The 13798-nt window shown below is 69.6% G+C and carries 12 protein-coding genes and 1 riboswitch; of the genes, 8 read left to right on the top strand and 4 right to left on the bottom strand.

Annotation, left to right across the window (positions count from 1 at the left end; all coding sequences use genetic code 11):
* Window positions 1-105 precede the first annotated feature (105 nt).
* The 3 genes from ribB to PQB87_RS15160 all read right to left on the bottom strand — a co-directional run bounded on the left by ribB (window position 106) and on the right by PQB87_RS15160 (window position 3347).
* Entirely contained in the window at window positions 106-816 is a 711-nt protein-coding gene (gene ribB / locus PQB87_RS15150) for a 3,4-dihydroxy-2-butanone-4-phosphate synthase (protein WP_027789183.1), read from the bottom strand.
* Between the two features lie 118 nt (window positions 817-934).
* Window positions 935-1083, bottom strand: a riboswitch (FMN riboswitch).
* A gap of 188 nt (window positions 1084-1271) precedes the next feature.
* The gene (locus PQB87_RS15155; protein WP_021160158.1) at window positions 1272-1964 is read right to left on the bottom strand and encodes a helix-turn-helix domain-containing protein; all 693 of its coding nucleotides are present in this window, start codon (window positions 1962-1964) and stop codon (window positions 1272-1274) included.
* A gap of 207 nt (window positions 1965-2171) precedes the next feature.
* Entirely contained in the window at window positions 2172-3347 is a 1176-nt protein-coding gene (locus PQB87_RS15160) for an MFS transporter (RefSeq protein ID WP_489242337.1), read from the bottom strand.
* A 144-nt stretch (window positions 3348-3491) separates the two neighbouring features.
* Between PQB87_RS15160 and PQB87_RS15165 the strand changes: the two genes are divergently transcribed.
* The 8 genes from PQB87_RS15165 to lnt all read left to right on the top strand — a co-directional run bounded on the left by PQB87_RS15165 (window position 3492) and on the right by lnt (window position 11811).
* Window positions 3492-4424, top strand: a complete 933-nt coding sequence (locus PQB87_RS15165) for a LysR family transcriptional regulator (protein WP_059688779.1) — start codon at window positions 3492-3494, stop codon at window positions 4422-4424.
* Window positions 4425-4642: 218 nt separating this feature from the next.
* Window positions 4643-6016, top strand: a complete 1374-nt coding sequence (gene miaB, locus PQB87_RS15170) for a tRNA (N6-isopentenyl adenosine(37)-C2)-methylthiotransferase MiaB (RefSeq protein ID WP_060083095.1) — start codon at window positions 4643-4645, stop codon at window positions 6014-6016.
* Between the two features lie 25 nt (window positions 6017-6041).
* The gene (locus PQB87_RS15175) at window positions 6042-7088 is read left to right on the top strand and encodes a PhoH family protein (protein WP_021160154.1); all 1047 of its coding nucleotides are present in this window, start codon (window positions 6042-6044) and stop codon (window positions 7086-7088) included.
* A 147-nt stretch (window positions 7089-7235) separates the two neighbouring features.
* A complete protein-coding gene (gene ybeY / locus PQB87_RS15180; protein ID WP_048025976.1) occupies window positions 7236-8012 on the top strand; it encodes an rRNA maturation RNase YbeY in 777 nt (258 codons plus the stop codon).
* Between the two features lie 12 nt (window positions 8013-8024).
* Complete coding sequence (locus PQB87_RS15185; protein WP_027789177.1) at window positions 8025-8657, top strand: gamma-glutamylcyclotransferase; 633 nt, start codon at window positions 8025-8027, stop codon at window positions 8655-8657.
* Window positions 8658-8727: 70 nt separating this feature from the next.
* A complete protein-coding gene (locus tag PQB87_RS15190) occupies window positions 8728-8877 on the top strand; it encodes a hypothetical protein (protein ID WP_174415894.1) in 150 nt (49 codons plus the stop codon).
* Between the two features lie 305 nt (window positions 8878-9182).
* Window positions 9183-10070 (top strand): CorC family transporter, encoded by an 888-nt coding sequence (locus PQB87_RS15195; protein WP_021160150.1) that lies wholly within the window; start codon window positions 9183-9185, stop codon window positions 10068-10070.
* Window positions 10071-10122: 52 nt separating this feature from the next.
* A complete protein-coding gene (gene lnt, locus PQB87_RS15200) occupies window positions 10123-11811 on the top strand; it encodes an apolipoprotein N-acyltransferase (protein ID WP_489242341.1) in 1689 nt (562 codons plus the stop codon).
* Window positions 11812-11889: 78 nt separating this feature from the next.
* On the opposite strand, the gene PQB87_RS15205 is transcribed toward lnt, so the two are convergent.
* Complete coding sequence (locus PQB87_RS15205) at window positions 11890-13554, bottom strand: tetratricopeptide repeat protein (RefSeq protein ID WP_489242343.1); 1665 nt, start codon at window positions 13552-13554, stop codon at window positions 11890-11892.
* Window positions 13555-13798: the final 244 nt, after the last annotated feature.

Raw genomic sequence — 13798 nt, forward strand, 5'->3', positions numbered from 1 at the left:
GGTCGTTCCGGCCCGGTCAGGCTGACCGGGCCTGTCCGGCGTGCGCCGCTTCACGCACGCCGTGCCACGGGCGCATGAACGCGCCCGCTTTCCCCTTCCCTTCACTCAGGCCGGTTCGCAGCAGCGCTCGCGCGCGGCGGCCAGCGCCTCGCGGAACTCGACGAGTTCCGCGATCGTCAGCATCGGCAGCCCGTGCCGTTGCGCGAAACGCTCGACATCGTCGCCGCGCGTCATCGTGCCGTCGGGATTCATCAGCTCGCACAGCACGCCGGCCGGCTTCAGGCCCGCGAGGATCGACAGGTCGACCGTGCCTTCGGTGTGACCGCGGCGTGCCAGCACGCCGCCCGGCTGCGCACGCAACGGAAACACGTGGCCGGGGCGCACGATGTCGTGCGGCTTCGCCCCTTCGGCGATCGCCGCGCGGATCGTCGTCACGCGATCGGCCGCCGATACGCCCGTATGCACGCCTTCGCGTGCCTCGATCGAGACGGTGAACGCGGTGCCATTGCGGCTCTCGTTGGTCTGCACCATCGGCGGCAGCTCGAGCGCGCGCACCGTGTCGTCGGTCAGGCACAGGCACACGATGCCGCTGCACTCGCGGATCAGCAGCGCCATCGTCTCGGGCGTGATGCGCTCGGCGGCAACGATCAGGTCGGCTTCGTTCTCGCGGTCGTGGTCGTCCTGCAGCACGACCGCACGGCCTGCGCGCATCGCATCGAGCGCGGCGGCGATGCGCGGCGGCACCGGTTCGGAATCCAGCAACGGGAGATCGGCAAAGGCGTCGGCAGGTGCCGACGAAACGGACATCAAGGACATGTGAAACGCTCCTCGCAAATACGGTTTGGGCGAAAAACGTTTCAGGGCATTGCAAACAGACAGAACGACAACCCGCTTCGCACATGTGGCGAAGCGGCCCTGGCGGACATGACTATCTGCACATCTTCTCTCATCCGGACTGTGACCGTCGGCTCTGGCATTCGACCAGATCTGCTGACCCCGCGCGGATGCGCGGGCGCTCGCGGGCTCGCCGGCTTACGCCAGCCTACCGCCGGTGGGGAATTTCGCCCCGCCCTGAAGACGCACTGATTGCCGGACGGGACAACCCCGTCAGCGGCGGGCCAAGCATACAACAGCTGCGCGCGCGGCGCAGTGAACTCCAGCTAAAACCTTACCGACGACCCCGTCTAACGGCATCGTCCGAACGGCCGACGGACGACCCGCGCTCCCGCCCGAACGACGGGAACGCGGCCCGCTCCGGGCGGCCTGCGCGATCAGCCGGCCGCATGCGCGGCGTGTGCCGCATCGGGCACGAGCCAGCGCGGCGGCACCTCGGGGCTCACCGTCACGCGAAACGCGCGCGCCTCGCTGTCGCCCGGGTTGCGCAGGCTGTACGGCTGGTCGGCATCGAACACGATCGCATCGCCGGTCGCGAGCAACTGGCGGCGGTCGTGCACGCTGACTTCGAGCGTGCCCTCGCTGACGACGAGGTTGACCGTCGTGCCGGGCGCGCGGCGTGCGCCGGGCTCCGTGTGCAGCGGCGCGATCCGCAGCTCGTGGAATTCGGCCGCGGCCGGCTCGCCTTCCGGATAAAGCGCGCGTGCCGAGAAGCGGCCGTTCGAGCTGACGACGCGCGACGCGCGCTCGGCCGCCAGGTGCTCGAAGCCGTTCACCGCATGGCGGCGCAGGAAGGCGGCGACCGAAACCTTCAGCGCCGCGGCGATCTTGCAGAGCACCTTGATCGACGGCACGCTGCGCGCCGACTCGATCTGCGCGAGCATCGCGCGCGACACGCCGGACAGCCGCGCGAGCGCATCGAGCGACAACTGCCGCTCGGCACGCAAGCGCGCGAGGTTCACGCCGACGACCTGCTCGAGAACGTCGAGCGACGCGGACGCCCGCGCATCGGCGGCGTCACCGGACTCGAAGGAAGACACGTCGCGCACGAGCGCCAGGGATGAAGACATAGCATTGCCTCCGGGCCGCTGTGCGGCCCTGCGTATGGGGTAAGCCGGGATAGGGAATCGGGTTGCGCCAGCAACGGCGCGTATCGAAACGCTATCACCCGGCCTTGCACCGGCAAACGAAGTTATCTTCACACCGTTATCAGCATCGCGGAGGAATGCGTTTCTCGCGCCCCGTTTCCTGCCGCTATCGCGTCGCGCCGCGCTCGCTCATTGCGGCGCCGGCGCCGCACCGCGTGCCGACCCGCGCGTGTCGAGCCGCATCGCGAACCATGTGACGACGAGCGCCGCGAACGTCACCGCGACGGCGACCCACGGCAGCGCATCGAGCGCGAGGCCGTGTTCCAGCGCAAGGCCGCCGAGCCACGCGCCGCCCGCATTGCCGACGTTGAACGCGCCGATGTTGAGCGTCGACGCGAGATGCGGCGCGCTCGCGGCCTTCTCGACCATGCGCGCCTGCAGCGGCGGCACCGTCGCGAACGCGGCGATCCCCCACACGAACACGGTGACGGCGGCCGCGACCGGCAGGTGGCTCGTCTTCGCGAAGACGGCCATCACGGCCATCAGCGCCACGAGGATCGCGATCAGCGACGGCATCAGCGCGCGGTCGGCGAACTTGCCGCCGAGCGTGTTGCCGATCGTCAGCCCCGCGCCGAACAGCACGAGGATCAGCGCGACCGAGCGCGGCGAGAAACCCGACACGGTCTCGAGAATCGGCGCGATGTACGTGAACACGACGAACACGCCGCCGAAGCCGAGCACGGTCATCAACAGCGCGAGCCACACCTGCGGCTCCTTCAGCACGCGCACTTCGTGGCCGAGGCCGGCCGGCCCGCTGTCGTGACGGTTCGGCACGAGCGCGGCGACGCCGCCGAGCGCCAGCACGCCGAGCACGGCGACGATCCAGAACGACGCGCGCCAGCCGAGCAGTTGCCCGACGAACGTGCCGAACGGCACGCCGAGCACATTCGACAGCGTGAGCCCCGTGAACATCAGCGCGATCGCGCTCGCGCGCTTGTCGGCCGGCACGAGCGACGCGGCGACCACCGCGCCGATCCCGAAGAACGACCCGTGTGCGAACGACGTGACGACGCGGGCGACCATCAGCATCGCGTAGCCGGACGCGGTCGCGCACAGCACGTTGCCGACGATGAAGATCGCCATCAGCAGCTGCAGCGCGGCCTTGCGCGGCATGCGGCTCGTCAGCACCGCGAGCAGCGGCGCGCCGGCCGCGACACCGAGCGCGTAGCCGGTGACCAGCAGGCCGGCCGACGGCAGCGACACGGCCAGGTCGTGCGCCACTTCGGGCAGCAGGCCCATGATGATGAACTCGGTGGTACCGATGGCGAAGGCGCTGATCGCAAGCGCCAGTAACGGAATGGGCATGACGTTCTCCGGAAGGCGGCGGACGCGGCGCCCGGTCGGTGCCGCACCGCACAAAAGGCAGGATGTGCGCATTGTCCCGAAGACATCGATATTTGATAATTGGCGTGGCGTTTGAACCATTTTCAAATATTTCCGAAAAATCGCATGGACCGACTGGGCGATATCCGGCTGTTCGTCGAGGCGGCCGAACTGGGCAGCCTGTCCGCCGCCGGGCGCAAGCTGAACCTCACGCCGGCCGCCGCGAGCGCGCGCCTCGCGAAGCTCGAGGCGGCGGTCGCCACCCGGCTGTTCGACCGTTCGACCCGGCAGTTGCGGCTCACCGACGAGGGCCGCCTGTACCTGAACGGCTGCCGGCAGGCGTTGCAGGCGCTCGACGACGCAAACGCGCTGCTCCAGGCCGGCCGCAACGTGGTCGCCGGCCGGGTGCGGCTGTCGGCGACGTCCGATTTCGGCCGCCGCCGGCTGCTCGACTGGCTCGACGAATTCACCGCGCTTCACCCGGACGTGACGTTCTCGCTGACGGCGTCCGACTCGACGGTGAACCTGTGGCAGGACGAGATCGACCTCGCGATCCGTTTCGCCGCGCCGCCCGACGGCGCGCTGATCGCCCGCCGGCTCGCCGCGGACCGGCGCGTGCCGTGCGCGGCGCCGTCGTTCGTCGAACGCCACGGCATGCCGCGCGATCCGCACGATCTGGCCCGATTTCCATGCAACGTGATCACGGTCGCGTCCGGGCCGATGAACACGTGGCGCTTCACGCGCGGCGACGACACGCAGACCTGCACGGTGCCGCTCGCCACCGCGTTCGAGACCAACGACGGCGGCCTCGCCCGCGAATGGGCGCTGCGCGGCCGCGGCATCGTGCTGAACTCGATCTGGGATGTCGCCGACGACATCCGCGCCGGGCGGCTCAAGGTCCTGCTGCCCGACTGGCGGCACCAGAGCGCGCCGCTGCACGCGATCTATCCCGGCAAGCGCTACATGGCGCCGCGCGTGCGCGTGCTGCTCGACTTTCTCGCCGAACGCTTCGCGCGCGAGGAAGCGGCGCACGACGACCTGCTGAACGCGTGCCGCTGACGGCCGGCGCATCGCGGCTCGAGGGTCGGAACGCGCCGGCCGGCGTCGCGCGGCCGCAACCCGCCGCCCGTCCCGGGCAGCGTGAAAAGCTATAATGGAAAGCTTTCCCGACGGCTTTTCACATGCTGGCTGCGCGCCATCCGCGTGCAGCGCGCGCGGCCGTCCCGATTCACTCTTGACGACGCCCCCAGGTCAACCACTGCGAACGGCGAATCCCCATGACCAAGAAAGTTTACGTAAAGACCTTCGGCTGCCAGATGAACGAGTACGACTCGGACAAGATGGTGGACGTGCTGAATGCGGCCGAAGGCCTCGAAAAGACCGACACGCCGGAAGACGCGGACATCATCCTGTTCAACACGTGCTCGGTGCGCGAGAAGGCGCAGGAGAAGGTGTTCTCCGATCTCGGCCGCGTGCGCGAGCTGAAGGAAGCGAAGCCGGGCCTGCTGATCGGCGTCGGCGGCTGCGTCGCGAGCCAGGAAGGCGCATCGATCGTGTCGCGTGCGCCGTACGTCGACCTCGTGTTCGGCCCGCAAACCCTGCACCGCCTGCCGCAGATGATCGACGCGCGCCGCGAGAGCGGCCGCGCGCAGGTCGACATCACCTTCCCCGAGATCGAGAAGTTCGACCACCTGCCGCCGGCGCGCGTCGAGGGGCCGAGCGCGTTCGTGTCGATCATGGAAGGCTGCTCGAAGTACTGCAGCTACTGCGTGGTGCCGTACACGCGCGGCGATGAAGTGTCGCGTCCGCTCGACGACGTGCTGACCGAAGTGGCCGGCCTCGCCGACCAGGGCGTGCGCGAAGTCACGCTGCTCGGCCAGAACGTGAATGCCTATCGGGGCGCGCTGGCGGCCGGCTCGTCCGAGATCGCCGATTTCGCGACGCTGATCGAATACGTCGCCGACATCCCCGGCATCGAGCGGATCCGCTACACGACGTCGCACCCGAAGGAATTCACGCAGCGCCTGATCGACACCTACGCGAAGGTGCCGAAGCTCGTGAGCCACCTGCACCTGCCCGTGCAGCACGGCTCCGACCGCATCCTGATGGCGATGAAGCGCGGCTACACGGTGCTCGAATACAAGTCGGTGATCCGCAAGCTGCGCGCGATCCGCCCGGACCTGTCGCTGTCGACCGACATGATCGTCGGCTTCCCCGGCGAGACCGAGGAGGATTTCGAGAAGATGATGGCGCTCGTGCACGAGATGAGCTACGACACCAGCTTCTCGTTCATCTACAGCCCGCGCCCCGGCACGCCGGCCGCGAACCTGCACGACGACACGCCGCGCGAGGTCAAGCTCAAACGCCTGCAACATCTGCAGGCGACCATCGAGGAAAACGTCGCGCGCATCAGCCAGTCGATGGTCGGGAAGGTCGAGCGGATCCTCGTCGAGGGCCCGTCGCGCAAGGACCCGAACGAACTCGCGGGCCGCACCGAGAACAACCGGGTCGTGAATTTCCCGGCGCCGCTCGCGTCGCACCCGCGCCTGATCGGCCAGATGATCGACGTGAAGATCAACCACGCGTACCCGCATTCGCTGCGCGGCGAGCTCGTGCTCGTGAGCGACGACGCGAGCGCGGCCACGCACTGACGTTCCACTGGAGCCCGACGCCACTTTGAAGCCGACCCAAGCACTGGAATTCGTCGCGCCGCGCGACGACAATGCACGCCTCGCCAACCTCTGCGGCCCGCTCGACGAGAACCTGCGGCAGATCGAACAGGCGCTCGACGTCACGCTGTCGCGACGCGGCCACCGGATCGCGATCCGCGGGCGCGGCGCCAAGCTCGCGCTCGCCGCGCTCGAGAACTTCTACAACCGCGCGCGCGATGCGCTGTCGGTCGACGACATCCAGCTCGCGCTGGTCGAAGTGCGCCACACGGGCGGCAACGGCCGCCAGGACACGCTCGACGTGCGCTTCCGCGGCGACCCCGACCATCCGTTCGACGACCCCGTCGTCCAGCTCGACGCCAGCGAGCCGGACGAGGAGCCCGCGCCGAAGCTCTACACGCGGCGTGCCGACCTGCGCGGCCGCACGCCGGCGCAGCGCGAATACCTGAAGCAGATCCTGTCGCACGACGTGACGTTCGGCATCGGGCCGGCCGGCACCGGCAAGACCTACCTCGCGGTCGCCTGCGCGGTCGACGCGCTCGAGCGCGACCAGGTCAAGCGGATCGTGCTGACGCGCCCGGCCGTCGAGGCCGGCGAGCGGCTCGGCTTCCTGCCGGGCGATCTCGCGCAGAAGGTCGACCCGTATCTGCGTCCGCTGTACGACGCGCTGTACGACCTGCTCGGTTTCGACAAGACGGCGAAGATGTTCGAACGCCAGATGATCGAGATCGCGCCGCTTGCGTACATGCGCGGCCGCACGCTGAACCACGCGTTCATCATCCTCGACGAGGCGCAGAACACGACGCCCGAGCAGATGAAGATGTTCCTCACGCGGATCGGCTTCGGCTCGAAGGCGGTCGTGACCGGCGACACGAGCCAGGTCGACCTGCCGCGCGGCCACAAGAGCGGCCTCGTCGAGGCGCAGCAGGTGCTCGGCGGCGTGCGCGGCATCGCGCTCACGCGCTTCACGAGCGCGGACGTCGTGCGCCATCCGCTCGTCGCGCGCATCGTCGAGGCGTACGACGAATTCCACGCGCAGCACCAGGACGGCTGACCGGCCGGCGGCACCTGCACGCCGCCCGGCCTGACAGCCCGGCCCGGCCCGCCAGACGGCGCGCCGGGCTTTTTTTTCGCCTGTGCGAATTCGGGTGCGATCGGCCGTTTGGTGTATCCTCAACGCGTCCCAATCGCCACACGCGTCATGAAATCCTCCCGTTCCCGCAAGTCCGGGCGCGCCCAGTCCGCCGCGCCCGCCTCCCCCCGCCTTTCGCTGTTCGATGCGAAAGGCAAGGCCCGGACCGTCAACGCGCAAGGGCTGCGCATCGACTTCCCTGACGGCCGCAGCCTGATGTTCGACCTGTCGGGCAGTTCCGGGGAAGCCGCCGTCGCGATCGTCGCGCAGCACAACGATCCGGCCATGCGCGCGAAGATCGCGCTGCAGCCCGAGCACTACGACAGCGTGACGCTGCACGTGGGTGCCGAGCCCGCACCGCGCGAGGACGACACCGAAGACGCACTGCGCGAGCCGGAGCTCGACCTGTCCGTGCAGTACGGCGACGAGATCACGAGCGACGTGCGCAAGACGCTGCCCAAGCGCAAGCTGATCGCCGAATGGCTCGAACCGGCGCTGTTCGCCAGCGCGCAGCTCACCGTGCGCTTCGTCGGCGAAGAAGAAGGCCGCACGCTGAACGCCGGCTACCGCCACAAGGACTATCCGACCAACGTGTTGACCTTTGCGTACGACGCGGCGCCCGACGGCACCGTGATCGGCGACCTCGTGCTGTGCTGCCCGGTCGTCGAGAAGGAAGCGCACGACCAGGACAAGCCGCTCACCGCCCATTACGCGCACCTGCTGGTGCACGGCGCGCTGCACGCGCAGGGCTACGACCACGAGACGAGCGACGAGGACGCAGCCGAAATGGAAGCGCTCGAAGTCGACATCCTCGCGAAGCTGGGCTTCCCGAACCCGTACCAGTAAGCCGTCCGCACGATGCGCAACGCCGCGACGCTCTCGCCCGCCTACCCGCCGTCGATCGGCGACGGGCGCCTGCTGACGGAAGACGAACTCGCGGCGTCGCTCGCGCACACGATGCGCGACTGGGACGGCCGTCAGGATCTGTGGCTGTTCGGCTATGGCTCGCTGATCTGGAACCCGGGGTTGCCGACCGTCGCAGCCATACGCGGCAAGGTGCACGGCTATCATCGCGGGCTCTACCTGTGGTCGCGCGTGAACCGCGGCACGCCCGAACGCCCGGGCCTCGTGCTCGCGCTCGATCGCGGCGGCTCGTGCTCGGGCATCGCGTTCCGGCTCGCCGGCCCGACCGCGCAACCGCACCTCGAAACGTTGTGGAAACGCGAGATGCCGATGGGTTCGTACCGGCCCGCATGGCTGCCGTGCTCGCTCGAGAACGGCGAGCGCGTGAACGCCCTCGCGTTCGTGATGCGCCGCGAAGCGCCGACCTATACGGGCAAGCTGTCCGACCCCGTCGTCAAGGAAGTGTTCAGTTGCGCGGCCGGCCGCTACGGCACGACGCTCGACTACGTCAGCCGCACGGTCGACGCGCTGCGCGCGAGCGGCATCCCCGATCGCGCGCTGGAAGGGCTGCTCGCGCGATGCCGGTGACGCGGCACGGCGCCCGGCTCGCCGCCACGCGCTGCCGCGCCGTGGGCGCATTCTTGCGAGGTCAAGACCGATGAAACCGTCTCGCTGGTCGTGTTGCAGGGTTGCCGCGCTGATCGTCGCCGCGAGCGTCGCGCTGTCCGGCTGCGGAATACTCGGCTGCGGCGGCGCCGCGACCAACGGCGCGGCCGCAGGCGGCTGCTCGGCCGGCATGCGGTTCTGAACCGCGGCCGGGCGAAGTCCGCATGCGGCAGAATGCCGCCGCTCACCGCCTCGGCCGAACGCTTTTCCGCGTCACGGCTCCGCTTCCCCTCCGCACCCGTTTTTTTCGCCGCTGCCCCGCCGCCCTTTTCTGGGATAGGATGGACGCGAGGACGATGTCGCGCCCGGCGCGGCCGTCCGAGAGCGGGGCCCGTACGCGCTGCCCACCCTGGCCGTGCGGCCGGTGTGACACGGTCGCGTCGTGCCCTTGGTGTATCCTTGCCTACTCCGTGACAGCGCGCTCCGGCATGACCCGGGCGCACCACCATGAACGATTCGTATCCCAGTCGTAAGCCAACCGACAAACCGCAAGAAAAGCGCTCGCTGCTCGAGCGCCTGACCGACTTCATCTCGCCCGAGCCCGAATCCCGCGGCGAGCTGCTGGAAATCCTCCAGGACGCCCACGAACGCAACCTGATCGACGCCGATTCGCTGTCGATGATCGAAGGCGTGTTCCAGGTGTCCGACCTGTGCGCGCGCGACATCATGGTGCCGCGCGCACAGATGGACGCGATCAACATCGCCGACAAGCCCGAGGATTTCATCCCGTTCGTCCTCGAAAAGGCGCACTCGCGCTACCCCGTGTACGAGGAGAACCGCGACAACGTCATCGGCGTGCTGCTCGCGAAGGATCTGCTGCGTTTCTATGCCGAAGAGGAATTCGACGTGCGCGGGATGCTGCGCCCGGCCGTGTTCATTCCCGAATCGAAGCGCCTGAACGTGCTGCTGCACGACTTCCGCGTGAACCGCAACCACCTTGCGATCGTCGTCGACGAATACGGCGGCGTCGCGGGCCTGATCACGATCGAGGACGTGCTCGAGCAGATCGTCGGCGACATCGAGGACGAATACGATTTCGACGAGGAAGCCGGCAACATCATCTCGGGGCCCGACGGCCGCTACCGCGTGCGTGCGCTCACCGAGATCGAACAGTTCAACGAGACGTTCGGCACCGATTTCCCGGATGACGAAGTCGATACGATCGGCGGACTGATCACGCATCATTTCGGCCGCGTCCCGCATCGCGGCGAGAAGCTGCAGCTCGGCAACCTCGTGTTCGAGATCCAGCGCGGCGATGCGCGCCAGGTCCACGTGCTGCTGGTGCGCCGCAACCCGCTCGCCAGCCGTCGCGCCGAAACCTCGCACGAGGACTGACCGTCGCGCGCCAGCCGCGCGTTCCACAACCGCTCGCCCACTTTCGCTTCACATGGACGATCCGATCCTGTCCCGCCCGGCTGGCGGCCTTCTCGCGCCGCCCCCCGGGCGCGCGCTGCCGCGCTGGCACTACCCGGCCGCGCTGCTCGCCGGCGCCGCCAATACGCTCAGCTTCGCGCCGACGCCGCATGGCGGCTGGCTGCAACTCGTCGTATTCGTCTGGTTTTTCGCGCAGCTCACGCGCACGGCGAGCTGGCGCAGCGCCGCGCTCACCGGCGGCGCGTTCGGCTTCGGCAACTTCATCAGCGGCATCTGGTGGCTCTACATCAGCATGCACGTCTACGGCGAGATGGCCGCGCCGCTCGCGGGCGGCGCGCTCGTGCTGTTCTCGCTGTACCTGTCGCTGTACCCGGCGTTCTCCGCCGGGCTGTGGTCGTTCTGCGCAGGCCATGCGTGGCATCGCCGCACGCCCGAACCGCGGCCGTTTTCGCCGACCTGGCACGGCGCATTCGCATTCGCGAGCGCATGGGCACTCGGCGAATGGCTGCGCGGCACCGTCTTCACCGGCTTCCCGTGGCTCGCAAGCGGCTATCCGCAGGTCGACGGCCCGTTCGCGGGCTTCGCGCCGGTCGCCGGGGTGTACGGGATCGCGTGGGTGCTCGCCTTGTTCGCCGCGCTCGTCGTGCAGGCGCTCGCCGCCGCCCGGCCGTCGCCGCTCGCCGAACCCCGTGCCGGCAATGCGCGCGTGCGCATCGCCGCGCCGGCCGGCATCGCGGTCGCGCTGATCGCGGCCGGTCTCGGGCTGTCGCAGGTCACGTGGACCGTGCCCGCGAACGCGCCGCTCACCGTGCGGCTGCTGCAGGGCAACGTGAAGCAGGACATCAAGTTCGAGGAAGCGGGCATCGACGCGGCGATCAAGATGTACACGCAGATGATCGTCGAGAAGCCGGCCGACCTGATCGTCACGCCCGAAACCGCGATCGCGGTGATGATCCAGGAGTTGCCCGAGCCGTTCGCCGTCGCGATCCGCAAGTTCAGCGACACGACGGGCTCGGCCGTGCTGTTCGGCGCGGTCGGCGCCTCGGTGACCGAGGACGGCCACTACGTCGACTATACGAACAGCCTGTACGGCGTGACGCCGAATTCGCGCGACATCTATCACTACGACAAGCACCACCTCGTGCCCTTCGGCGAATTCATCCCGTGGGGCTTCCGGTGGTTCGTCGACCTGATGAAGATGCCGCTCGGCGACTTCGCGCGCGGCGCGCCGGTGCAGAAGCCGTTCCTCGTGCACAACCAGCCGGTGATGGCCGACATCTGCTATGAGGACTTGTTCGGCGAGGAAATCGCCGCGACGATCCGCGACAACCCGCAGCCGCCGGGCGTGCTCGTCAACGTGACGAACCTCGCGTGGTTCGGCGACACGATCGCGCTCGACCAGCACCTGCAGATCGCACGGATGCGTTCGCTCGAGACGGGCCGGCCGATGCTGCGCTCGACCAACACGGGGATGACGGCCGCGATCGATGCGCGCGGCCGCGTGCTCGGCCAGCTGAAGCCGTTCACGATCGGCTCGCTCGACGTGCGGATCGAAGGCACGAGCGGCTTCACGCCTTACGTGACGAGCGGCAACAACATCGTGCTCGCGGTGTCGTTCGTGCTGCTCGCGTTCGGCTTCACGTTCGGCCCCGGGCTGCGCCGGCGCAACGGCCGGAACAACGGCGACGCCCCGCCGAAATGATGCGGCACGCCGCCGCCGCGCAGCGCGTGGTGGCGGCCGCCGCATGCAGCGGCCGTTGACCGCGAACCGGCCGGCCGCTCAGGCCTGCCGGGCCGACTCCGCCGACTCCGCCGCCTGAACCGGCTGCGCAGACAGGCGCCGCAGGTCGCGGCTCACCGCCGCCATCACGGGCTCCCACGCGCCGAACGCCGGCTGCCGGTACAGGGTCGCGGTCGGGTACCACGGACTGTCCGTGCGTTCGAGCAACCACGGCCAGTGCGGATTCACGTCGAGCAGCACCCACGTGCGCGCGCCGAGCGCGCCCGCCAGGTGCGCGACCGACGTGCACACGGTGATCACGAGATCCAGCGCGCCGATGAACGCGGCCGTATCGTCGAAGCTCGTCAGTTCCGCCGTGAAGTCCTCGATCGCGAAGCCGGCCGCGCGCGCCGCCGCGACATCCGCCTGCGCACCCGGCTGCAGCGAATGAAACGCGATGCCGTCGATCCCGCGGAATGCGTCGGCATAACGCTCGAGCCCGACGCGCCGGAACGGATTGCGCTGGTGCCCCGCACTGCCCGTCCACACGAGCCCGACCTTCAGCCGGCTGTCGCCCGCGAGCCGCGCGCGCCACGCGTCGCGCGCGGGCGGATCGGCATGCAGGTACGGCACCGACGACGCGAGCGTCGACGCTTCCATGCCGAGCATCAGCGGCAGGCCGATCAGCGGTATTTCGTAATCGAAGGCGGGCAGCACGTCGACGCCGCCGCCCGCGCTGAACGCATCCGCATGCGCGCCGAGGCTGCGCTGCATCAGCGTGCCCACCTGCGGGAACGTGTTCCATATGAGCCGGCCGCCCTCGCGATGCACGCGCTCGGCGAGCGGCGCGACGAAGCGGCAGAACTGCAGCACGTCGCCGAGCCCCTGCTCGCCCCACACGAGCAGCGTCTTGCCGGCGAGCGGCTCGCCCTGCCAGCGCGGGCCCGGCAACACCGGCCGGCGGCCGCGCAACTCGCCCGCGCCGTCCCAGCGCGCCTCGTGGCCGCGCCAGCCGGCCGCGTGGTTGCCGCGCACGAGCTGGATGATCGCCAGGTTGAAACGGTAGGACGCGTCGTCGGGCGCCAGCTCGCACGCACGCGCCGCGCAGCGCTCGGCATCGTCCCAGCGCTGCGCCTCCTTCATCGCCATCGCGACGTTGTTCATCGCGAGCGCGTTGTCGGGCGCGAGCTCCACGAGCCGCGCGGCGCACGCGAGCGCGCCGTCCAGGTCGTGCGTCGCGATCCGCGCGACGACGAGGTTGATCCATGCCTGCACGTCGGACGGATCGGCGCGCACGGCCGCGTCGAGCAGCGCGATCTCCTCCGCGCGGTCGCTGCCCGACAGCCGCAGCGCGATCGCGAGGTTGTTGCGCAGCGACGGCCGCCCGGCGTCGAGCGCCAGCGCCGCGCGATACGGCGCCACGGCATCCGCGTGACGACCGGCCATCTGCAGCGCGTAGCCGAGATTGAAGTACGCGGTCGCGCCCGGCTGCACGCGCGCCGCGCATTCGGAGAGCGCGACCGCATCGGCCGTGCGCTGCCGCGTGATGAGCGCGCCGGCGAGCTGCGCGAGCGCATCGGCGTCGACCGCATGCAGGTGCGCGGCGGCGGCCAGCCACAGATCGTGCGCGGCGGCCTCGCCGCGCGCCTGCGCGTCGGCGGCCTGCCCGAGCAGCGCGAGGAAGGGCGGAAGCAGCGGAATGAGGATGTCGGTCGGATCGTCCATGCAGTCGGGATCGGCAAGCGGTGGCGCGGCACGCGTCGCGCGCACCGCAATACGCGCATCTTAACGCCCGTGCGAAGCCGTGCGGCACGCGCGTCGCGACCTGCCGCGCGCGGCCGCCCGGCGCGCGCCGGCCATGCCCGCGCAGGTCGCCCGGACGGGGCCGACGGCACGCCCGCCCGCGTTCCGGCCGCATCCGCTCGCCGATCCGGTAAAATTACGCGTTTCAGCACACTAACAAGCCGCG

It is taken from the genome of Burkholderia sp. KL41 (genome assembly GCF_057005415.2).

Coding starts and splice junctions, on each gene's coding strand:
- PQB87_RS15205 (WP_489242343.1), bottom strand. CDS start 13,554: ATGGACGATCCGACCGACATCCTCATTCCGCTGCTTCCGCCCTTCCTC.
- lnt (WP_489242341.1), top strand. CDS start 10,123: ATGGACGATCCGATCCTGTCCCGCCCGGCTGGCGGCCTTCTCGCGCCG.
- ybeY (WP_048025976.1), top strand. CDS start 7,236: ATGAAATCCTCCCGTTCCCGCAAGTCCGGGCGCGCCCAGTCCGCCGCG.
- PQB87_RS15185 (WP_027789177.1), top strand. CDS start 8,025: ATGCGCAACGCCGCGACGCTCTCGCCCGCCTACCCGCCGTCGATCGGC.
- PQB87_RS15195 (WP_021160150.1), top strand. CDS start 9,183: ATGAACGATTCGTATCCCAGTCGTAAGCCAACCGACAAACCGCAAGAA.
- PQB87_RS15155 (WP_021160158.1), bottom strand. CDS start 1,964: ATGTCTTCATCCCTGGCGCTCGTGCGCGACGTGTCTTCCTTCGAGTCC.
- PQB87_RS15165 (WP_059688779.1), top strand. CDS start 3,492: ATGGACCGACTGGGCGATATCCGGCTGTTCGTCGAGGCGGCCGAACTG.
- PQB87_RS15160 (WP_489242337.1), bottom strand. CDS start 3,347: ATGCCCATTCCGTTACTGGCGCTTGCGATCAGCGCCTTCGCCATCGGT.
- ribB (WP_027789183.1), bottom strand. CDS start 816: ATGTCCTTGATGTCCGTTTCGTCGGCACCTGCCGACGCCTTTGCCGAT.
- PQB87_RS15190 (WP_174415894.1), top strand. CDS start 8,728: ATGAAACCGTCTCGCTGGTCGTGTTGCAGGGTTGCCGCGCTGATCGTC.
- miaB (WP_060083095.1), top strand. CDS start 4,643: ATGACCAAGAAAGTTTACGTAAAGACCTTCGGCTGCCAGATGAACGAG.